A 20,273-nucleotide genomic window follows, 5' to 3' on the forward strand; every position below is an offset into this window, starting at 1 on the left:
TAAATCTAGAAATGATCACTTTTATCATTCATTAGAGGTTCAACTAATTCAAGTAATTCGGGGATGTCATATCTAATCACATCCCATAAAGTGTTAAAGTTAACTCGATCATATTGATGGGTTAAAATATCTCACATTCCAGCAATATCTCGCCAAGGAATATAAGACTATGTTTCTCTAAAATCCCCTGATAAACGTTTAACCGCTTCACCAATAATAATGATTTGATAAAGAATAGCTGATTGTTTTTTTTCATTTTTAGCTAAAGTCTCTTGATCAATTTCTTGAGAAAACTTTAAAACTTTTCTGGCAGCTTGAATAATATCGAGTAATGAAGTTTTATCTCTGTTCATAAATTACTTGTGCTGTATTTAAAATTTCATTTTTACGAATCCAATTATCGCTATTTTCTACTGACTCTTGTACAACAATATCTATTGATCTGTGGGTAATTTCTTCTAATTGATGTTTTAATTTTACTAAAGTCAGTAATCCTTGTCTAGCATCAGCAGTAAATTGAACTAAAATATCAATGTCACTATTGCTATTAAAATCTTCTCTTAATATTGACCCAAATAAAGACATTTTTTTGATTTTCCATTGCTGACAAATTTGGGATATATCTGTTTGTGAAAGTTGTAAGTTTTTATGAACAAAAGAAGAGTAATTATTAATCATAGTTTAGGGAACAATGAACAGTAAACAGTGAGCAATAATTAATACTTTGACATAGCTTAGTCCAAATAACTGGTAACTGACTTAAAGTCCTAACAATTGACTAATTGCTGGTAATAATTTATTGCATTCTGTCACTAAGGTTGTGGCGGTGGGTAAGGTAGAAACAATCCCTAAAATGGCATTTTTCGACAGTTTTGCTAACTTTTTCAAGTTACTATCTTGGGGATTTTTAGCAGCTTCAGTAATATTATTCACACTGTCTAATGCGTCGGCTTTTGTTTCATTGTCGAGATTTTCTTCTGTTTCTATTGCTATTTTTAATTGACTTAATAGCTCTTTTATGCTAGTTTTTCCATCTTCTGTATTATCGGGTATTTGTTGAATATTATTGCTAACTTTTCCTTTAATTTCTCCTAAATTAACAACGGAGTTAGTCGCATTAATATCTCTCATTTGGATGTTTTTGCTATTATCTGAACTGTTAGTCATGACTTTGTTTTCATTAATAATATGGGTTGGAGAAGGCTTTAAGGCTTCTACTAACTTAATTATATCTTTTTTGTGTTCTTTTTCTGCTTCTAATAGTTTTGTAGCAGTTGCTTCTTTCAATCTCAGTTCATAAACTTCATCAAAAGTATTTTGTATGTCAGCTTTATTTGCATCTTTAGGAACTTCTACAGTAACTAAAACATCATTACCTTTTTTCTCAATACCTTGAATATTATCATAACTAATATTCGGATTTTCTTCGACAATTTTATCAAACGCCTGTTTAAACGCTTCGGGGTTAATGCCATTTTTCAAGAATAATTGCACTGTATTAATAATTTCTCGATACAGTTTTTCAAAATCTCCAGGTTGAAACATTTTATTAGGATCATGGGGACGGCGTTCCCTAGTTCCATTAATTCCTGGCTTTTCTAATAAAAATAAATATTGACAATCAACGTTATCTAAAATAGTAGTTTGATCGATGTTCCAAGCTTCAATACAAGCACCCGTTAAATTACAGTGAGTAAAGTTAGTATTAATAGCAGAAACTTGCGTTAAATTTGTCCATTCTAAGTTCGTGGCTCGCAAACTAGCATCATTAAGATTACACTGTTTCAGGTTGGCTTTATTTAAGTTTGCTCCGTCTAAGTTTGCCCCTTGTAAGTTGGCATTGATATAAGATTTTTTGTAACCATAACCCGTCATTAATAACTCTCTGACATGGGTTTGAGAAAGGATGGTATTTCCTGGACGAATACGATCCAATTTTTGGGCATTTTTGAAGGAAGTACGGATTAAAATAGCCTCTCGAAAATCTGTACTTTTTAACCTTGCTTGGCTGAAGTTAGCATCAGTTAGATTAGCATTTTTAAAAGTAGTGCCACCCGTAGCAGCAAAAGCAACAGCAAAATTTTTTATCCAAGCCTCTCTAGGATCTCCTTTCATGGCACGATAGGCGATAAAAGAGGCAAATAGGGCTAACGCTACGGCTCCGGCTCCGGCTCCGGCTCCGGCTCCGGCTCCGGCTCCGGCTACGGCTCCGGCTCCGGCTACGGCTCCGGCTACGGCTCCGGCTACGGCTACGGCTCCGGCTACGGCTACGGCTCCGGCTACGGCTACGGCTACGGCTCCGGCTACGGCTACGGCTACGGCTCCGGCTACGGCTACGGCTACGGCTACGGCTACGGCTACGGCTACGGCTACGGCTACGGCTCCGGCTACGGCTACGGCTACGGCTACGGCTCCGGCTACGGCTCCGGCTCCGGCTACGGCTACGGCTACGGCTACGGCTACGGCTACGGCTACGGCTACGGCTACGGCTACGGCTCCGGCTCCGACTCCTAGCCCCCCCCCAAGTCCTTTCCAGTAACTAATAATACAAAAAATTAACAGTACCCCTAAACTAAACCATCCGATGACTTGATTTTCGACATTGGAGCTATCAAATATCAAAGCAACTAAATAACCAACAAAAGCAGAGCAAACGCTAGACAGGGCAATAAGCAGTAACGCAGCCAATAATAAGCCCATCATCCACCGTTTCTGTAACCCTGCCGTTGCTTGGCTAAAATCAGTTTCTATGAGGGTTGCACCAGTAAAGTTTGTCCCTCGGATATCGCAACCGCTAAAATTTGCCCCTGATAACTCCTTTCCTGCAAAGTTTTGACCCCGGAGACATTCACCTGAGAAGTCCCGTTTTCCTTCGTTATAGAGGTTAATTAGTTCAGATGCTTTCATTGTTCAGTTATCAGTTATTGAGGATAAGGGAACAGGGAACAGTGAACAGTGAATTTGCTTCTAAGGAGGTAAGTGTAATGAAATATAAAAAAGTCCGTAGTCATAAAATGTAGGTTGGGTTGAGACATGAAACCCAACTAAAATGGTAAGTTACTACGTATTTTGAAATTCTAACCACAATATAACCGATCGCTGTCTAACCAACCCTACGGTTATATTATTTTTGTTATTTTAATAAGCATCGTTAATATTTAAAGCCGAGTCTGATTAATCATTAAAAATTTTAGCTAACTTTATAGTTCGCAATGTGTAAGAATCTTTCTCAATAGTTGACCAATTTACTGGCTTTGGGGTATATTTGTAACGATGAAACTCTACAGTACGTATGTCAACTTAACGATTTAACCTCAATTAATCCTAATACTTCGTTACGTCGTTAAAAAAATGATGACATTTTAGACAGTTTTTTTCTTTTTTGTACCTCGGTGTTGAGCATCTGTACTAACCTATGTAAACTTTGTAAAGTGCTGCTCTTGACAAAAATAAGGTTATGTAAACTCTAACGAAGTGATCGTATTTGTGAGACTTTTAATAACCGCGATTTATAAGTGCGATCGCAATATGTATAATTACACAGTTATAAAACGATACAGTAAACTACTTCTGTTAGGGCTTAATATTATTAAGCCTCTACGGTTACACCTCATTTAACACTTTATTTTGCAAAGAAACTAACTCTTTGATGCCAATTTCTGCTAAATCTAAGATATCATTAAGTTGAGAACGAGTAAAACTATTTTCTTCGGCTGTTCCTTGTACTTCAATGAGGTCTAAATTTTCTGTCATAACCACATTAAAATCAATATCTGCTTTAGAATCTTCAGGATAATTCAAGTCGAGAAATGCCTCTCCTTCAATTAACCCCACTGATATTGCTGCCACAGGAAAGCGTAAAGGAGACTGAATTAATTCCCCTTGTTTGATCAACTTATTGACCGCTAAACCTAAGGCCACATAGCCTCCTGTAATAGAAGCAGTACGGGTTCCAGCATCAGCTTGCAAGACATCACAATCAATGGTAATACTTCTTTCTCCTAACTGTTGTAAATCAATACAAGATCGTAAACTTCTCCCGATTAATCGTTGTATTTCTTGAGTTCTTCCTGATAGTTTTAAAAGTTCTCTTCGTTGACGTTCCTGTGTTGCACTAGGTAGCATTCTATATTCTGCGGTTAACCATCCTTGACCACTTCCTAAGAGAAAACGAGGAACTCTATCTTCAATACTCGCAGTGCAAAGCACTTTTGTTTCACCGCATTCAATTACAACAGAACCGGCAGAAAAGCGAGTAAAATTAAGTTCAAAATTAACAGGACGTAGTTGGTTCGGTTGACGGCCATCAGGACGTTGCCAAGACATAATTTACAATAAAAATTTATTTTTTGCCTTTGCATCTTACCATGAATGCTGACAAAAGCAAGGATTTAGTTTTATCTTACTTATTATCACTATTTTCTATAATTTAAGAATGTAAAATCAAGAAAGCTAAGCTTCCTATACCCGAAACTGAAAACAAGATAGTCTTATAAGGTATTTTAGTTAAATTGACACTCAGTAATAATAAGAAATAAACATCCATAAAGACTCGTGAATAATCTAAATAGTACCCTAAAATCGTCATACTACTAAAAGCAAACATTACACTATAAAAAGTATTGCCTGTTTGCATTAATAAATTAGGTTGACGATGTTTTATATATAAGATAAAAATTGCGACAAAACTAAACAGCAAAATGAAGAACATATAAGCCTCAAATAAGTTACTTCCGTTTAATTCTCCTGTTACAATACTAATTAGTTTATTAATGATTCCCAGAAAAGGAAACCCAAAATTATCTTTAACCCTTACTTTCCCAGGTAAGTCTAAGAAACTAATATACACAGTCCATAAAATGGGTGGTATTAATCCATATAATAAATACTGAATCTGCTTGAATCTTTTTTGTATTAAACTGGTTAAAAATAAAGCAAACCAAACAATTAATAAAGTTTCTCTGGTTAAACAACCGAGACTAATAAATAAAGCCGTTAATTTATATTTTTCGTAACGATAACAATAAAAAGAAGCAATTAAAAAAACACTACTAAATAAATCAGCAGTGCCTAAAGATAACACCATCCAGACCCCAGGAATACATAGGGTAAAAAGAGATTGAAATTTTGAAACGTTATCAGATTTAAAATATAAATCTGTAATAGCAACAATAATGATAATAGAAAAAGCATTTATTGCTACCATGATGTAAGGAATTAAAGTTTTATTTCCCAAAGCTAAAAGATAACTAACGAAAGGGTAAAAAATACGACGATAACGATAGATTGGATGATCTAAACTATTAATGGTTTCAGAATTTTGTAAAAAAGGATCAAGAGCTAAACTTAAAAATTGTTGACCATCATAACCAATTTCTCCTTGATAAATGAAAGTCGTTTCAGCATTTAAAAAAGGAGAAAGAGGTAAAATTGAACCAATGCGAAAAAAACCTGTAATGTTCCCATCAAATTTGAAAAAATAAAAATATAAAGTGACAGAGAAAACAATTAATGTACTAATTAATATATTAATAAGATTATTAAAATTTTTGTCTTGGTCAGTTATAAACATTTTAAATAAAAGAATTTTAAAATAAAACAAAAGTACAAATTCAATAAATGTGTTGACTGTGATTTCTTAAAATTGTTCCTAAATTGTAAGCCTTTAGAAAATATTGAAACTGAAAAAATTCAGAAAATGCTCAGTAACGATCATTATTTATATAATTTTTTTGAAATATAGAAAAGTAAGACTTTATTTCTAACTTTATCAATAGCTATTGAGTAAAAATATAGCTCTAAATAAGGGTTGTCAAAGTGTCATTATAACCGATATACTTTACAATAAGAAACGACTTAACCTGAATAAGGAGAACAACTTTGCCACACACCATTGTAACCAAAACCTGTGAAGGGATTGCCGATTGCGTAGACGCTTGTCCCGTCGCTTGTATTCACGAAGGACCAGGAAAAAATGTCAAGGGTACAGACTGGTACTGGATCGATTTTGCCACCTGTATTGATTGTGGAATTTGCTTACAAGTTTGTCCGGTTGAAGGCGCCATTTTACCAGAAGAAAGACCTGACCTACAAAAAACGCCATCCTAAGAGAATAACAGTTATTTGGTAATAAGTGAATTGGTCTAAAAACGATTGAAACAATGGAAAATATCTTAGAAGTTAAGGATGTTTATGCCGGATATGTAAAAGATTTAAACATTTTACAAGGCATCAACTTTCGTATTTCTTTAGGGGAATTAGTAACGGTAATCGGCCCCAATGGTGCCGGAAAATCCACATTAGTAAAAACAATTTTCGGACTGCTCAAAACCAATCAAGGTCAAATCACTTTTAAAGGAAAAAATATCACAGGATTAAAATCAGATCAAATTGTAAAATTGGGAATGTGTTATGTTCCTCAAATTTCTAATGTTTTTGCCACCCTAAGTATAGAAGAAAACTTAGAAATGGGAGCGTTTATCAGTCATGGCTCCTTAAAAAAACAAAAAGATAAAATATACACCATGTTTCCCCGACTAGCCGAACGTCGTCGCCAAAAAGCAGGAACCCTATCCGGAGGAGAAAGACAAATGTTAGCCATGGGACGGGCATTAATGTTAGACCCCGACGTTTTATTATTAGACGAACCCTCGGCCGCCTTGTCTCCTATCTTGGTCAATAGCGTCTTTGAACAAATCAAAGCCATTAATCAAACAGGAAAAGCCATCGTCTTAGTCGAACAAAACGCCAAAAAAGCTCTAATGATGGCTGATCGCGGATATGTCCTAGAAAATGGTCGCGATCGCTTTGAAGGATCAGGAGAAGAATTACTCAACGATCCCAAAGTAGGACAACTCTATTTAGGAGCAGCTTATCAAGAATCCGAAGGAGAAGTGTAGGAGAAAGTTCTCAAGATGACTACAATTTCAAAAATACAAGGTAAGCTAGATAAGGAAAGGATTAACAACAGTCCTATCAAAGGTTAGAAGCAAGTTTCTTTCTTAAATTTAAGTGGAGAAAGACTGTAAATTCTGGCTTAGCGACTATAGCAAAGTGATACAACTCCATGCTGCGAATCATCACCCAGTCAGCTGAGATAGACACAGAATTGCAAAGAATCCGCGATCGCCCTTATCGAGACGAGATTCAAGCAAAAGAGGTTGCTGTGGCAGAAATTCTCGAAAGAATTAAGCACCAAGGCGACCAAGGACTCTTTGAACCCTTTGACCTTCTCACTACCCCCACCCATCTCAAAGTAAGCGGTTCCGACTTAGACGCAGCCTATCAAAAGATTCCCAAAGAATTACTCGATGCCATTCAAACCGTCAGTCAAAAACTAGAAAGCTTCTATAAACAACAACTCCCCAAACCTTGGGTAAAATTTGAAGACGACGATGTAGTCGTAGGCAAACGGTACACCCCCGTCAAGCGAGCCGGCATTTATGTGGCCTGGGAACAAGGTTCTCCCATGAGTCGGGTATTAATGCAAACCCTACCGGCAAAAATTGCCAAAGTCCCCGAAATTATCCTCGTCACTCCCCCCGATGAAACTGGCAAAGTACCCCCAGATATTCTAGTGTCCGCTCAAGTCAGTGGAGTGAATCAAATTTATCGCATGGGAGGAGCAAAAGCCATTGCTGCTTTAGCCTATGGAACTGAAACCATTCCTCAAGTAGAAGTGATCACAGGAACCGGTGGATTAGATGTTATCTTAGCTAAACGCATGGTTCACGGGACTGTTACCATTGATACCCCTGTCGATGCCTCAGAATTGTTCATTATTGCCGACGCAACCGCTAAAGAAAGCCACATTGCTGCCGACTTATTAGCACAAGTTGAACAAGATCCCAGTAGTGCCGTGATTGTTCTGACAACGGATTTAAGTTTAGCCCAAAAAATTCAAACCAAGGTACAAGAAAAATTACAAGATAACGCCCACGGCATTTTATCCGAAAAAGCGATCGCCCACTATAGCTTAATTATCGTATTAGACTCCCTTGAACAAGCCATCAACATCACCAATCAATTTGCTCCTCATTACGTGATGTTAGCCCTAGCTGACCCCTGGAACATAGTAGAAAAAATTCGTGCCGTCGGTAGTCTTTTCGTTGGACATAATACTCCCAAAGCCGTTGGGGACTATTTAGGGACTGGAGGCGTAATTTTGCCCCCCTCCGGATTAATTCGTTATGCTTCTTCTGTGCGAGTGGAAACCTTCTTAAAACCGTCCCATCTCATCGAATATTCTCCTGCTGCGCTGAAAAAATTAGCCAGTGCCTTAGAAATTTTAGCCCTAGCAGAAGGGTTACCAGGAACCGCCGATGCAATGAATTTACGGTTAATCGAAGGGGAAGATTATCAGTGATCACTCAACGATAATTAATCACGGATCACTGAAATAATTAACTTTATACTAGAGATTCGATACAATTAAAAAACTTTGTTATCCTTGATACTAATTAAGCTCTCTCAAGAGCTGAAAACAAGTGTCTATGAGTCAACGTCCTCCTAAAGCTGAGCATCGTCCAACCCGTTTCGTCTGTTTACCCTATGGAGTTGGTCATGATCATGAAGGGATCTGTCTAGAGCTACAATTAGGCCCCCATCGCATCTTGCTTGATTGCGGTTTAAGGGACCTCACACCCCTAATCAATCAAAACCAACCGCCAGTAGACGCAGTCTTCTGTAGTCACGCCCATAGTGATCATGCCAGAGGATTAAAAGCACTTCATGAAGCCTTTCCGACTATCCCCATTTATGCCAGTCACGTTACCAAACAACTACTACCTTTAAATTGGCCTGAAAAAAATTCTCCCAAAACCGCTAACTTTTGTCAGGGACTATTTTGGGAAAAACCCTTTGAGTTGTTTGATGATTTGACAGTGCAGTTATTTAGGGCTGGCCATTTACCAGGGGCCGCCTCTATCTCATTAACCTATCGTACCGTCGAACGTGCCTATAAATTACTGTACACAGGAGACTTTTCCTTATCCAATCTTCAATTGGTCGAAGGACTCTCCATTGAGGCATTAAGAGGCTTATCCCCTGATATTTTAATCATTGAAGGAACTTATGGCACCATGCGCCATCCCCATCGTCGTCAACAAGAAAAGGAGTTGATGCAGCGCATTCATGAGTGTTTAACCCACGGTTATAGTGTGGTGTTACCCGTGCCAACCTTGGGGTTAGGACAAGAAATTTTGAAATTGCTGCGTTCTCATCATCAGTTTACGGGACGAGACTTAGATATCTGGGTTGATGGGCAAGTAGCCAACGCCTGCGATCGCTATTTAGATTTACTGCCAGAATTTCCTATATCAGTACAAAATTTTGCCAAACATCAACCGCTCTTTTGGGATGAGCGAATTTGTCCCCGTTTACGTCGCTTAACCCCTCAACAACGGGGAAAAATTGGACAAACCCCTTGCGTTGTCTTAACCGATAATATCACTACCCTTTACGATGAAGGGTACCTTCTATCCGGGTTGTGGGTAATGTTATTCCCGGCTGCACCCCATGAAGGACAAACCCTAGAATCACCCGACATTGTTAAGTTCATGGAAAAGGTGTCCGTTCATACGGAGTCTTATGTTTTGGCTGAACATAGTGATGGTCGTAACACCACTCAGTTAATCCATAATTTACGACCCCAACATATTATTTTTGTTCATGGTTCTCCCATCAACTTAACGGATTTAACCAGTTTAGAAGAGTTACAAAACCGTTATCAACTTCATCTTCCTTCAACGGGAAAATTAGTGGAACTACCCATAGGAGATAAGTTTATTCAACCGGCAGCCCCCTCTCCTGGGGTTTATGAGGGAGAATTAAATGATCTAGACAGAAATATTACCATTACGTTACCTCACAGCATTATTGATGATCCTCACTGGCGTTATTTTGCTGATACGGGACTGGTTGAAGCCCGTTGGCAAGGAGACGAGTTGGTATTTCGAGGGATTCCTCAAAGGGAACTCCTCAACCAAAACAATACTGATAAAGTGATCAATGATTTAGATTGTTGTTTAACTTGTTGTCATTATCGGGGTCAACGGTGTTGGAATTCTCAATCTCCTCTTTATGGTTTTAAAGTAACCCCAGAAGGTTATTGTCCTGTGTTTGAACCCCTTCCCAAACAAGAAGATGAGTAATCACCGTGTTTATGATAGGATATTTTGTGATCCATAATATAAAAGAGTTGGGAAGGTAGATAACCATATGGAAACAGTATTCCTTTTAGCAAAATTACCCGAAGCTTATCAAATTTTCGATCCTCTGGTAGACGTATTACCAGTTATTCCTCTGTTTTTCTTGGCTTTAGCCTTCGTTTGGCAAGCTGCTGTTGGTTTTAAGTAAAACCTAACAGCGAAAACTTTAATCATACCCTCAATCAATGAAAATTTTTCATTGATTGAGAGTTTTAACAGCTATATCAGGAAAATCACTAAAGACACCATCAACCCCTAAGTTAAAAAATTGTTGATATTCTAATTGAGGATCGCCATTATAATTGGTCGCTAAGTAAGCATTTTCATTGCGAAAGGTAAACGGATGAACTAACAAACCCACATCATGAGCATCATCAATGAGTGAGGTAGGGGGAAGTAAAATTTTATTAGTTTCGTCAACTGAAACAATCATCCGCTTCCAAGGGCCGATCGCATTAGCATAAATAGCAATGTCAGCTAATCCTGTTGGGGTTCGCAACTCTCCATAGGTGCGAGAATCACCATTAACCACAAAATCATAGGGTTGGGTTTCGATCAACGTGCCATCTCTTTCAATACTCCCTGCATTCAATAATTGAACTAAGGGAACATCAATGAGACTGCGGAGTTTTTGTAAGTTACTTACTTCAAAGGACTGAATAAAAAGGCGATCGCGATCGCAAAATTGATTATCTTTTAATAGTTTGACTAAGGGTTCTTCTAATGATAAACCGACAGAATCATGATAAGTCGGATGTTTGGTTTCGGGATAAATACCAACTTTTTTTCCAGTATCAGTTTCAACTTGTTGAACTAAATCAATGATTTCTTGAAACGTAGGAATCTCAAATAAACCATCAAAAGATTGATCTCGAAACTTAAGACTTTGAACTGCCCGTAATGTTTTAATTTCGGCTAAAGTAAAATCATCGGCAAACCAACCCGTTTCTTTTTTTCCATCAATGATTTTTGTTGTATAACGAGAAAAAAATTCAGGGCGATCGCTTATATTAGTCGTATCCGTAATATTAACTTCATGGCGAGCAATTAATACCCCGTCTTTAGTCGAAACTAAGTCCGGTTCGATAAAATTAGCTCCCATTTCAATAGCTAATTGATAAGCTTCTAAGGTATGCTCAGGACGATAACCACTCGCACCTCGATGAGCAATAATAATCGGTTTTTGACTCCCATTTTGCATCTGCGTCATAACGTATTAGGGAAGATAGGGTGTAGGGTGTGGGGGGATTTATGTTAGTTCCCTGAGACTTGATGATTAACGATCGCAATATTCCATTCTCCGAGTTGAGTGGTTTGAAAAGCGACTTGTGACCCATCTCCGGTAATGGTGGGTTGTCGAACCGAACCCCGAACATTAGCTGAAAGTAACGTAGAGCGTTGTTTGTTGCGATCATAGACCATAATATCCGGTTTACCTCGTTCAGTGGAAACATAGACCAAATAACGTCCATCAAAGCTTAAAGCAGGTTGGTCTTGACTAGAATCTCTACGATTAAGATTAGGCAAAGAAACAAGACGCTTCTGTTCTAAATCAAACAGATAAATATCTCGATGACCTTGACGTTCTGAAGCAAAGGCTAAATAACGACCGTCTCCGCTATAGGTTGGGTATTCTTCGGGGGATTTCGTATTGAGTCCGCCGGTGGGTATTTCTGGGGTCGTTAACAGGGGATGACGACAGCTACTAAGGAACATTCCCATTAATAGGATAAGAACTATAAACAGACGAAACTGCATTATGGAATAATTGTTATCTTTAAATTCTATTTTATCGTTTCTTTGGAGTCAGGAGTCAGGAGTCAGGAGTCAGGAGTTATACCAAATCCGCTTATTTTAGTAGAGTAACATTTTTTCTCCCTGCTCCCTGCTTCAAGACTTAATACTATACTATCTAAAACGGATCTAGTATTAGGAGACAGTAGTCAGAATTAATTATTAACTAAACGAGGGTCTAACTTAGAGTAAGATCCGATTTTATATTGTTGTTGCTCAATTAATTGATTGAGTCTTTTGACCCGTTTTTTTGAAGCGGGATGAGTAGAGAAAAAATCCCAATTTAATGCTTTTTTCTGATCAAGATGCTTAAAAAAATCTGTTGCACCTACTACATGACCATAGGTTTTATTTAATAACATTAAACCATATTCATCCGCTTGATATTCTTGGGAACGAGAATAGTGACTATTGCTGATAGTTTCAGTAATAGTTCCAATACTATTAGATAAGAGAGTATTGTCTCCTGCAACAGTTGCGATCGCTATTTGAATAATTAATGCTTTTCCTAAACCTCGCAGATGATCTCGATGAGAAAAATGGCCTAATTCATGACCTAAAATCATCATTAATTCATTCTCTGAGTTTACCTTTTCTACTAACCCTTGAAACACCCCAATCACATCCCCAGGAATAGCAAAAGCATTGACAGTATCTTCTGGTATATAAATAACTCGATAATCTCTTTTGGCTATGGATTCATCATCAATTTGTGATTCTAAACGATCTAAAAGCTGATTTAAAACTTGTTGTTGAGGCGAATCTTCTGATTTTTCTTCATAAATAGGAACCACAATCGAGCCTAGTTTTTGTTCCCAACTAACGGGAATATAAGTGATTCCCCAATCAACTAAAAATGAGATTAACTGAATAATAAGTATGATAATAATTAGAAAAATTCCTAATATTATAAAAAGTTGACGAAAATTCGGGGGAGGATTGCGATCGCTCATAACGAAATCAAAAGTGATTTTTATAATGAAAATTGATTGATTTTAATCATTACTTTTTGTCGGTCGAAAGGGACGTAAAAAGTTGAGTAAAGGATAAATAGCACGGCTTTGAATCCAGAGACGACCTTGACCACTAAAGCGACAAACTAACCCTTCACCTCCTAAAATTCCTGTTTTTAAATTTCTAAAAGATAAACCGCCAATCATTTCAACATTGTAGTTTAAAGTATCTTCAAAAGCGACAACATAACTGGTATCAACTACATAATTATTAGTAACAGGAACTTCTAAAATAGCCCCATAGGAACTAAACCAAAAATCCCCCCGTCCGGTTGCTCTTAATAAGAATAAAGATTCTCCACTAAAAAACCCTTTAAACCCTTGAAACTGGGTATCCATTTCTACCGTATCACTACAAGCAACAAACCCCGATGATTGAACCAATAAACCGCAACGACTTTCTAAAGAATAGTATTGAATATCTCCAGGAACCCCAGGAGAAATATAAAGTCTTCCTGCATTATTTTCGGCGGTAAATTCATTAATAAAAAGGGATTCACCTCCTAACATTCGGCCTAACCCTTTCATTAATCCACCTTTTACTTTAGATTTCATTTTTATAGAGGTATCCATCGCAGCCATCGCTGAAGCTTCAACTAAGACAGTTTGCTGAGGACGCAAATCAAGAATTAATGAAGCATAAGCAGGAGAATGTTCGATTTGATATGCAATATTTGACATCTAAAATTTACCTAAAATAAACAATAACTAAGTAGTCAGACATAAATATAATCAACTGTTTTAAAAAATGTAAACAAGCTGTAACCCCTCTCCCTGCTCCCTTGACAGTAACGTTTATTTTTATTCAGGTACTTATTTAGGTGGTAATTGAGAACCAACAATAGACCCAAAACTACCGGGGTTATGGGTTTGACAATAAACTTTACCCTTGCCATGAAAACGACAAATAAATCCTTCACCGCCAAAAAATGCCCCTAACCAACTCGAATTAGCTTTATCAATGCGAAAATCCAAACTTCTCTCAAAAGCGACAATATGACCCGTATCTACCACATAATCCCCATCCACTTCAATTTCATAAATACCTCCAAAAGACGTTAAAATAACGGGTCCATATCCTGTGACACTCAGCCAAAAAATTGATTCTCCAGAAAACAAAGATTTCATCCCTTGAAATCCCAAATCGAGGTCTACATCGTTCGCAGACGCTAAATAAGAAGCTGCTTGTACTACTAATTCTTGACCTTGCATCTCATAAACTAAGATATCACCCATCAATCTAGGGGCGAGAAATACCTCCCCCTCTGCAGTGGGGGAACGAAACACACTTAAAAAGAGAGATTCTCCCCCTAACATTCGTTTAAACCCTCCCATAATTCCCCCACCTTTGCCTTGTCTGAGGGTGGTACTGGTGTTGATAAACCCACTCATAGCAACCATTGCACCAGCTTGAGCGACAATTTCTTCCCCTGCATTTAAGATAACTTTTGCGATCGCACTGTCGGGTTGATGTATTAATTGAATATCCATTGTTGTTACTTAACTTTCGGGCGTAAAAATCCCACTAAACCGCTAACACTACGAGATTGCAGATAAATGATGCCATTTCCTTTTAAACGGTTGACTAATCCTTCTCCAGAGGTCACAGAACTGATTAATCCACCGGATAAGCCAATACTCATTTTAATTTCGGGGCTATAGGCGACTAAATGACTATTATCGACAATAAACTCTCCGCTAATGGTTTGTTTACTGATACCACCGTAAGCTCCAAAAAAGACTGTCCCGTGACCACTGACTTTTAACTTAAATAACCCTTCCCCTGCAAACCAACTAGCAAAACCAGCCCACTGTACGCCTAAGTTAATTTTAGGACTACTGGCAATGTAAGCACCGGGTTGAAAACATATTTCATTGCCTCTTAAATCTATGCACTCAATATCCCCTATGATTGATTGGGTTAAAACGAGGGTTAAGGGTTGAGAGGTTTGATTTTTGAAGACATTAACAAACAGGGATTCACCCCCCAAAAATTTTCGTAATATGGCTGCAAAAAACCCGCCAGATAGTTTTGTTTTCATGGATAAACGACCATCCATACTGGCCATGGCTCCAGCTTCGGCTATTATACTTTCACCAGGGGCTAAGGTGACAAAGATAGCAGCAAACGCTGGTTTATATCGGATTTCATATTGCATTGTAATGAATGAAAATAACAACTGAGATAATTTAGCTCAGATACATTCTGATTTTATTACATCTATTATAAGTTATTCTCTATTATCTTATATTTTCTTTACAAATAAAGATGCAAAATTTGAGTATTCCTTAACTATTTAATTATGAGATTAGTTATAAGAATTTTACCTGAGTTATTTGACTATATGAAAATGACTACTCTTTTTTTAATAAAAACAATTTTAAGTATTTTTTCGGTAGTATAAACTTCAAAAACAATAATATCATAAAAGTTAATAGGATAAAAAACCTTAATAAAAAAAAGAATTATTCTATATAAATGAACATAATTATAGAAAATTTTATCATTATAAAACGTCTCGACTTTATGAATAAAAGTTTCAATAAGTAAAAAATAGGTGCTGATAAATGAATGAAATTGCTATATTTTTATTATTTTCAATCATTATTAGTTTTTTGAGTCAATATTTACACTATAAAAGACATAAACAACGCATAACTAATTATCTTTCATTGAGAGGTGCAACTAATATTGTTGTTTCAAATAGATGGAATAATTACGCCAAGAAATATACTAGAACTTATGATGTAGAGTACATAAATCACGAAGGACTGTATTGTCGTAATAGTTGCAAAATTAAGCTTTCTATCTTAAGTCGCGGTGAAATACATTGGAAATATCCCACAAGACTCTGGTAGTTTTGTTTAAGTCGTTAAGATTAGGATAATTAAATCGGAATCCAATTGACTGGTATTAAAGCTTGGTATTAGGTCAGTCTTTAGAGAGATATTATTTATGGTTCGATTGGGTTAAATTAATTTATGTTAGTCAAGAAAATGCCAATTACCAATAAATAGGGGACAGTATGTCAGCGAATGCTCAAAACTCAGAAATGCTTTATCGAGAATTAGGCAGTACAGGGGAAAAAGTATCCGTTATTGGACTTGGGGGTTGGCATATAGGATTAGATAAAGTTGACGAAGAACTCAGTTTAAAAATTATTCAGACAGCCATCGATCGCGGTATTACCTTCATGGATAATAGTTGGGATTATAATGGCGGTATTAGTGAGCAACGGATGGGAAAGGCACTTAAAGGAGGTTATCGAGACAAAGCTTTTTTAATGACTAAAATAGATGGACGTTCTAAAAAAGAAGCGGCCAAACAGATAGATGAATCCTTAAAACGCCTTCAAGTTGATTATATCGATCTCGCGCAACATCACGAAATTATTCGTTACGAAGATCCTTATCGCATATTTGACCCCGAAGGAGCGCAAGTTGCCTTTTTAGAAGCCCAAGAAGCGGGTAAAATTCGCTATATTGGCTTTACAGGTCATAAAGATCCGCAAATTCATTTAAAAATGTTAGAGGTTGCAGAAGAAAATGGCTTTAAGTTTGATTCGGTTCAAATGCCTCTAAATGTCATGGATGCTCATTATCGTAGTTTTGCTCAACAGGTAGTGCCGAAACTGGTTGAACGAAATATCGGTATTTTAGCGATGAAAACGATGGCTAACGGAATTTTATTGCGCTCAAATACAGTAACCCCGATTGAATGTTTGCATTATGCCTTAAATTTACCCACGTCTGTCGTGATTACTGGTATTGACAGTTTAGAGATCCTAGAACAAGCGTTTGAAGCGGTTCGCACGTTTAAACCGATGGATCAACAGCAAGTTGACGAAATATTGAAAAAGACCGCTAAGGCTGCCGTAACAGGTCAGTATGAACCCTTTAAAACCTCTTCTATCTTTGATAGCACTGCTCAAAACCCTCAATGGTTAGGAGATGAACCCCAACGACTTCAAGCATTAATGCCTAATTAGTTGATAGTTAGTAAAAGTGGGGAATAGGGAGATCGCAACATGGGAGAAAGTAAGTAGGTTAAAACAAATAATTCTACTCTTGCAACCATTGATTAACATCATTAGCAAAGTCCTCGTAACGACGCAATGAGGTCACTTTGACGTTAACATATTGCCCCATCGCTTTCATAATGGGTAAAGTAAAGAGAATTTGATCGAGCATATCAGGAGATTCGACGTTAACAATGGCAATAACCCGTCTTTCTCCTACACATTTCCATAAATCTACTACGACACCTGCTTTTTTGGCATTTAAGGCTGCTTCTGCTTCTGTTGACCACACAGAAAAAAGATCCTTTTGTGTCATAGCTGGTCCATACTCTACCTGAAAATCAAGAAGATAAAGCATTTTTGGGTTACTCCTTGTCACTCCTAGTTATTCAGAACAAATTGTAACTTGTTTGTTCCTCACTCATAATGGCAATAAATATGGCAATATGGGACAACTGCTAACAGAGGAGTGATGATAAAGATGAATACTATCCCAAATACGACAAGATTAACGACGTTAGAAATACTCTTAAAAAAGCAATTAGAAAACGCTGCTTTATTGTCTGTTCCGTTTTCAATTAATTGTTTTTTAGGAGAAGTTTTACTTATTTTAGTTGATTGTCCTCATCTTAATTGTGTAGACTTAGAAAAAATTGAAACTTTTTTATACAAAATTTTAAAACAAGAAAATTTATCTCATGCTTATTTTATTGAAATTTATTATTATATCAATGGAGAATATTGTTTTGTAGAAGTAGGTGAGCCAACCCATTTGTTAGATAAAAGAATTGATGATAGAGAAATGATGGTAAGTAAAAATACTATCCCAAATACGACAAGATTAACGACGTTAGAAATACTCTTAAAAAAGCAATTAGAAAACACTGCTTTATTGTCTGTTCCGTTTTCAATCAATTGTTTTTTAGGAGAAGTTTTACTTATTTTAGTTGATTGTCCTCATCTTAATTGTGTAGACTTAGAAAAAATTGAAGCTTTTTTATACAAAATTTTAAAACAAGAAAATTTATCTCATGCTTATTTTATTGAAATTTATTATTACATCAATGGAGAATATTGTTTTGTAGAATCAAACAAACAACCCAGTTTACTAGAAATTTTAGCTTGGGAATTATTCAATAAAGATAGAAGAATTTTTATCAAACAGCATAGAGATTTAATATTTAATTGGTATCAAAAATTTATCGACTCTTTAAATCACAATTTTAAGTCAAATCAATTATCATGGTTTGTGATTAGTGGAAGTTTGGGAACTTTAATATTGTTAACTATTTTCTATGGGTTGACTCGTCCCTGTATCTTTAATGGATGTCCAGAAATTAAGCAAGCTCAAGAACTCTCTAACCAGACTGATAGTTTATTAAACAATAATGCTTCTAATTCTGACTTCAATATAGCTAGAATAAATTTGGAATCAGCCATTAAATTATTAAATTCTATTCCTTTTTGGTCTGATTATTATCAAGAATCTTCTCATTTAAAAGAAAAATACAAACAAAAATTAAATAATATCTTGGCATTAAATTCTGCAAGAGATCAAATCAATAAAATAATATCTTTATATAAAAATTCTTCTTTATCTATGGAACAATTAGAAACAGCAAAACAAGAAATGGAAACAGAACTAAAAAAAATCGAAATGATTAATAATAATAATTTTTTAGACGAAATAGAAAACAAAAATTATCAAAACTATTTACAAATCATTGATAACATTAATGATCAAATAAATTTAGAAAAACAAGCCTACAAAAGTTTACAGCAAGCTGAGGAAGCAGCACTTTTAGCCCAAAAAAGAGAAAATACCGCCGATCAATTATCGGATTTGCAATTAGTTTATAATACGTGGGTTACAGCGATAAAACGGTTACAAGAAATACAACCCAACACAAGAATTTATCAATCTTCTCGTTCTCTTTTAAAAACCTATTTATCTAATCAAACAAGTGTGCAAAGACGTAAAAAACAAGAAACAGTTGCAGTTAGACTATATGAAAAAGCTAATAATTATGCTAACTTAGCAAAAAAAGCTGAAGAAAATAATCAATGGTCGCAAGCTGTTAACTACTGGAATATGGCTGTCGTGTATATTAAAAAAGTTCCTCAAAATACCTTCAAAGGAAATCAAATTCAACCGTTTATTTCAAGCTATAATTTAGCCCTAAACCAAGCTACCAATCAATTAAAGCAACTAACACAATCAAAAACTATTAATGCAGAATTAGATACAATGTGTACCATGAAACAGAAAATCTGTGATTATCAAATAACAGAAGAATTAATAAAAATGAAACTAGAATCTCAGTATTTAGAGCAGGTATGGATAACAGCTTTACAAGCAAAAGCACAAGGTAATTTACAAATTCAAGTCGAACTATTAAACCATCTTTCTACTTTTGAACACCGCTTACAAAAAATAAGTAATCAAACTGGTAAGTCTATCGAAGTGTATAACGCTCAAGGAAATTTAATGACTGTGTATCATAGACAACAGTAAGAAGATCCCCCCAGTGACAAAATTTTAATGTGATGGACTATACACGATCGCAAGGATTGGTTATAATGTGCATCGCAGAACAAACAAGATAAGTAAATATACTTAATAAATTTATGACAACTCAAATTTTGTCTCGTTCATCGTCCGAACCTTCTGAAATTACCTCTAACCGTTCCAATAAGCAATTATTCGGGGTGAAAGATAAAGATAATCAGATGATGAAAGTAAAAAAAGCTTATCCAGTGGTACAACAAGTCAAATATTTACATCTACAAGCTGAAATTGATGTGTTGCTTCAGCAATTACAAAGTCTTAATAAAAATTAGTTATCAGAAGATAATCAGAGTATAGACGAAGAGAGGTCATCTTAACGACCAATTCTTTGGGAGTAAGCAACCAAACCTGCTTTTGCTACCTGTCCGTAGCTATCGAGGCGTTCTTGTTGTCCTGTACGAGTGGGAGATAAGAAAGTATCTGTTAAACCCACAGAAGTAATCATGACAGTTGCAGCAAGGATAACATAGTTGCGGATAAAGTGGGTGTTGTTGGTGTTAGTGAACATTTTGATGACCTCTTTGCTCTTGTTATCCTCATCTTATGAGGTGACAAGGGGTGATGTCAGTCCCAAAAAGCCCATCAATTCAGGGATTTAGCTATTTTAGTTTTTTCCCTATAAGTGGAAATAAGTGGAAAAATGGGTTCGTAGTTCGGAGTTCAGAGTTGA

General features: G+C 36.3%; 20 protein-coding genes and 1 pseudogene. 8 read left to right on the plus strand and 13 right to left on the minus strand.

Features of this window, described 5'->3' with window-relative positions:
• Positions 1-5: 5 nt before the first annotated feature.
• From CY0110_RS29790 to CY0110_RS02815, 5 genes and pseudogenes are all read right to left on the minus strand, one after another.
• A pseudogene (locus CY0110_RS29790) lies at positions 6-353 on the minus strand (HepT-like ribonuclease domain-containing protein).
• Complete coding sequence (locus CY0110_RS02800) at positions 340-678, minus strand: nucleotidyltransferase family protein (protein ID WP_008273753.1); 339 nt, start codon at positions 676-678, stop codon at positions 340-342. Before CY0110_RS02800 ends, CY0110_RS29790 begins: the two are co-directional and overlap by 14 nt.
• 81 nt (positions 679-759) lie before the next feature.
• Positions 760-2,907, minus strand: a complete 2,148-nt coding sequence (locus tag CY0110_RS02805) for a pentapeptide repeat-containing protein (RefSeq protein ID WP_008273754.1) — start codon at positions 2,905-2,907, stop codon at positions 760-762.
• Between the two features lie 696 nt (positions 2,908-3,603).
• Positions 3,604-4,326: a ribonuclease PH gene (rph, locus tag CY0110_RS02810; RefSeq protein ID WP_008273755.1), complete on the minus strand. Its 723-nt coding sequence runs from the start codon at positions 4,324-4,326 to the stop codon at positions 3,604-3,606.
• Positions 4,327-4,429: 103 nt separating this feature from the next.
• Positions 4,430-5,572, minus strand: a complete 1,143-nt coding sequence (locus CY0110_RS02815; protein WP_050779954.1) for an AZOBR_p60025 family cell surface glycopolymer formation protein — start codon at positions 5,570-5,572, stop codon at positions 4,430-4,432.
• 308 nt (positions 5,573-5,880) lie between these two features.
• Between CY0110_RS02815 and CY0110_RS02820 the strand changes: the two genes are divergently transcribed.
• The 5 genes from CY0110_RS02820 (at position 5,881) to CY0110_RS02840 (ending at position 10,356) form a co-directional block, all read left to right on the plus strand.
• Positions 5,881-6,108, plus strand: coding sequence for an indolepyruvate ferredoxin oxidoreductase subunit alpha (locus tag CY0110_RS02820; RefSeq protein ID WP_008273757.1), 228 nt, complete (start codon positions 5,881-5,883; stop codon positions 6,106-6,108).
• Between the two features lie 53 nt (positions 6,109-6,161).
• Complete coding sequence (locus CY0110_RS02825) at positions 6,162-6,899, plus strand: ABC transporter ATP-binding protein (protein ID WP_008273758.1); 738 nt, start codon at positions 6,162-6,164, stop codon at positions 6,897-6,899.
• Between the two features lie 167 nt (positions 6,900-7,066).
• Entirely contained in the window at positions 7,067-8,365 is a 1,299-nt protein-coding gene (gene hisD, locus CY0110_RS02830) for a histidinol dehydrogenase (RefSeq protein WP_008273759.1), read from the plus strand.
• A 127-nt stretch (positions 8,366-8,492) separates the two neighbouring features.
• Positions 8,493-10,151, plus strand: coding sequence for an MBL fold metallo-hydrolase (locus CY0110_RS02835; protein WP_008273760.1), 1,659 nt, complete (start codon positions 8,493-8,495; stop codon positions 10,149-10,151).
• Positions 10,152-10,218: 67 nt separating this feature from the next.
• Positions 10,219-10,356 carry a photosystem II reaction center protein K gene (locus tag CY0110_RS02840; protein WP_008273761.1) on the plus strand — a complete coding sequence of 46 codons (138 nt, stop codon included), beginning with the start codon at positions 10,219-10,221 and terminating at the stop codon, positions 10,354-10,356.
• Positions 10,357-10,404: 48 nt separating this feature from the next.
• Here the strand turns inward: CY0110_RS02840 and CY0110_RS02845 are convergent, their stop codons facing one another.
• From CY0110_RS02845 to CY0110_RS02870, 6 genes are all read right to left on the minus strand, one after another.
• On the minus strand, positions 10,405-11,409 hold the full coding sequence (locus CY0110_RS02845; RefSeq protein ID WP_008273762.1) for a glycerophosphodiester phosphodiesterase: 1,005 nt from the start codon (positions 11,407-11,409) through the stop codon (positions 10,405-10,407).
• Positions 11,410-11,462: 53 nt separating this feature from the next.
• Positions 11,463-11,966 carry a TolB family protein gene (locus tag CY0110_RS02850; protein WP_008273763.1) on the minus strand — a complete coding sequence of 168 codons (504 nt, stop codon included), beginning with the start codon at positions 11,964-11,966 and terminating at the stop codon, positions 11,463-11,465.
• Positions 11,967-12,157: 191 nt separating this feature from the next.
• Positions 12,158-12,955: a M48 family metallopeptidase gene (locus tag CY0110_RS02855; protein ID WP_008273764.1), complete on the minus strand. Its 798-nt coding sequence runs from the start codon at positions 12,953-12,955 to the stop codon at positions 12,158-12,160.
• 42 nt (positions 12,956-12,997) lie between these two features.
• Complete coding sequence (locus CY0110_RS02860; protein WP_008273765.1) at positions 12,998-13,696, minus strand: TIGR00266 family protein; 699 nt, start codon at positions 13,694-13,696, stop codon at positions 12,998-13,000.
• Positions 13,697-13,828: 132 nt separating this feature from the next.
• On the minus strand, positions 13,829-14,506 hold the full coding sequence (locus tag CY0110_RS02865; RefSeq protein ID WP_008273766.1) for a TIGR00266 family protein: 678 nt from the start codon (positions 14,504-14,506) through the stop codon (positions 13,829-13,831).
• 5 nt (positions 14,507-14,511) lie between these two features.
• Positions 14,512-15,174, minus strand: coding sequence for a TIGR00266 family protein (locus CY0110_RS02870; RefSeq protein WP_008273767.1), 663 nt, complete (start codon positions 15,172-15,174; stop codon positions 14,512-14,514).
• Positions 15,175-16,041: 867 nt separating this feature from the next.
• Between CY0110_RS02870 and CY0110_RS02875 the strand changes: the two genes are divergently transcribed.
• A complete protein-coding gene (locus CY0110_RS02875; protein WP_008273768.1) occupies positions 16,042-17,004 on the plus strand; it encodes an aldo/keto reductase in 963 nt (320 codons plus the stop codon).
• A gap of 73 nt (positions 17,005-17,077) precedes the next feature.
• Here CY0110_RS02875 and CY0110_RS02880 read toward each other — a convergent pair whose 3' ends face one another.
• The gene (locus tag CY0110_RS02880; RefSeq protein WP_008273769.1) at positions 17,078-17,392 is read right to left on the minus strand and encodes a muconolactone Delta-isomerase; all 315 of its coding nucleotides are present in this window, start codon (positions 17,390-17,392) and stop codon (positions 17,078-17,080) included.
• Positions 17,393-17,515: 123 nt separating this feature from the next.
• Between CY0110_RS02880 and CY0110_RS02885 the strand changes: the two genes are divergently transcribed.
• Entirely contained in the window at positions 17,516-19,549 is a 2,034-nt protein-coding gene (locus tag CY0110_RS02885) for a hypothetical protein (protein WP_008273770.1), read from the plus strand.
• A gap of 113 nt (positions 19,550-19,662) precedes the next feature.
• On the plus strand, positions 19,663-19,875 hold the full coding sequence (locus CY0110_RS02890) for a hypothetical protein (RefSeq protein ID WP_008273771.1): 213 nt from the start codon (positions 19,663-19,665) through the stop codon (positions 19,873-19,875).
• Positions 19,876-19,916: 41 nt separating this feature from the next.
• Here CY0110_RS02890 and CY0110_RS02895 read toward each other — a convergent pair whose 3' ends face one another.
• Entirely contained in the window at positions 19,917-20,111 is a 195-nt protein-coding gene (locus CY0110_RS02895) for a hypothetical protein (RefSeq protein WP_008273772.1), read from the minus strand.
• Positions 20,112-20,273: the final 162 nt, after the last annotated feature.

Source organism: Crocosphaera chwakensis CCY0110 (assembly GCF_000169335.1).
Classification (GTDB): Bacteria; Cyanobacteriota; Cyanobacteriia; order Cyanobacteriales; family Microcystaceae; genus Crocosphaera; species Crocosphaera chwakensis.

Excerpts from the sequence above, each read along its gene's own strand:
- CY0110_RS02800 (WP_008273753.1), bottom strand. The coding sequence starts at position 678 with ATGATTAATAATTACTCTTCTTTTGTTCATAAAAACTTACAACTTTCA.
- CY0110_RS02805 (WP_008273754.1), bottom strand. The coding sequence starts at position 2,907 with ATGAAAGCATCTGAACTAATTAACCTCTATAACGAAGGAAAACGGGAC.
- rph (WP_008273755.1), bottom strand. The coding sequence starts at position 4,326 with ATGTCTTGGCAACGTCCTGATGGCCGTCAACCGAACCAACTACGTCCT.
- CY0110_RS02815 (WP_050779954.1), bottom strand. The coding sequence starts at position 5,572 with ATGTTTATAACTGACCAAGACAAAAATTTTAATAATCTTATTAATATA.
- CY0110_RS02825 (WP_008273758.1), top strand. The coding sequence starts at position 6,162 with ATGGAAAATATCTTAGAAGTTAAGGATGTTTATGCCGGATATGTAAAA.
- hisD (WP_008273759.1), top strand. The coding sequence starts at position 7,067 with ATGCTGCGAATCATCACCCAGTCAGCTGAGATAGACACAGAATTGCAA.
- CY0110_RS02835 (WP_008273760.1), top strand. The coding sequence starts at position 8,493 with ATGAGTCAACGTCCTCCTAAAGCTGAGCATCGTCCAACCCGTTTCGTC.
- CY0110_RS02840 (WP_008273761.1), top strand. The coding sequence starts at position 10,219 with ATGGAAACAGTATTCCTTTTAGCAAAATTACCCGAAGCTTATCAAATT.
- CY0110_RS02845 (WP_008273762.1), bottom strand. The coding sequence starts at position 11,409 with ATGCAAAATGGGAGTCAAAAACCGATTATTATTGCTCATCGAGGTGCG.
- CY0110_RS02850 (WP_008273763.1), bottom strand. The coding sequence starts at position 11,966 with ATGCAGTTTCGTCTGTTTATAGTTCTTATCCTATTAATGGGAATGTTC.
- CY0110_RS02855 (WP_008273764.1), bottom strand. The coding sequence starts at position 12,955 with ATGAGCGATCGCAATCCTCCCCCGAATTTTCGTCAACTTTTTATAATA.
- CY0110_RS02860 (WP_008273765.1), bottom strand. The coding sequence starts at position 13,696 with ATGTCAAATATTGCATATCAAATCGAACATTCTCCTGCTTATGCTTCA.
- CY0110_RS02865 (WP_008273766.1), bottom strand. The coding sequence starts at position 14,506 with ATGGATATTCAATTAATACATCAACCCGACAGTGCGATCGCAAAAGTT.
- CY0110_RS02870 (WP_008273767.1), bottom strand. The coding sequence starts at position 15,174 with ATGCAATATGAAATCCGATATAAACCAGCGTTTGCTGCTATCTTTGTC.
- CY0110_RS02875 (WP_008273768.1), top strand. The coding sequence starts at position 16,042 with ATGTCAGCGAATGCTCAAAACTCAGAAATGCTTTATCGAGAATTAGGC.
- CY0110_RS02880 (WP_008273769.1), bottom strand. The coding sequence starts at position 17,392 with ATGCTTTATCTTCTTGATTTTCAGGTAGAGTATGGACCAGCTATGACA.
- CY0110_RS02885 (WP_008273770.1), top strand. The coding sequence starts at position 17,516 with ATGAATACTATCCCAAATACGACAAGATTAACGACGTTAGAAATACTC.
- CY0110_RS02890 (WP_008273771.1), top strand. The coding sequence starts at position 19,663 with ATGACAACTCAAATTTTGTCTCGTTCATCGTCCGAACCTTCTGAAATT.
- CY0110_RS02895 (WP_008273772.1), bottom strand. The coding sequence starts at position 20,111 with ATGTTCACTAACACCAACAACACCCACTTTATCCGCAACTATGTTATC.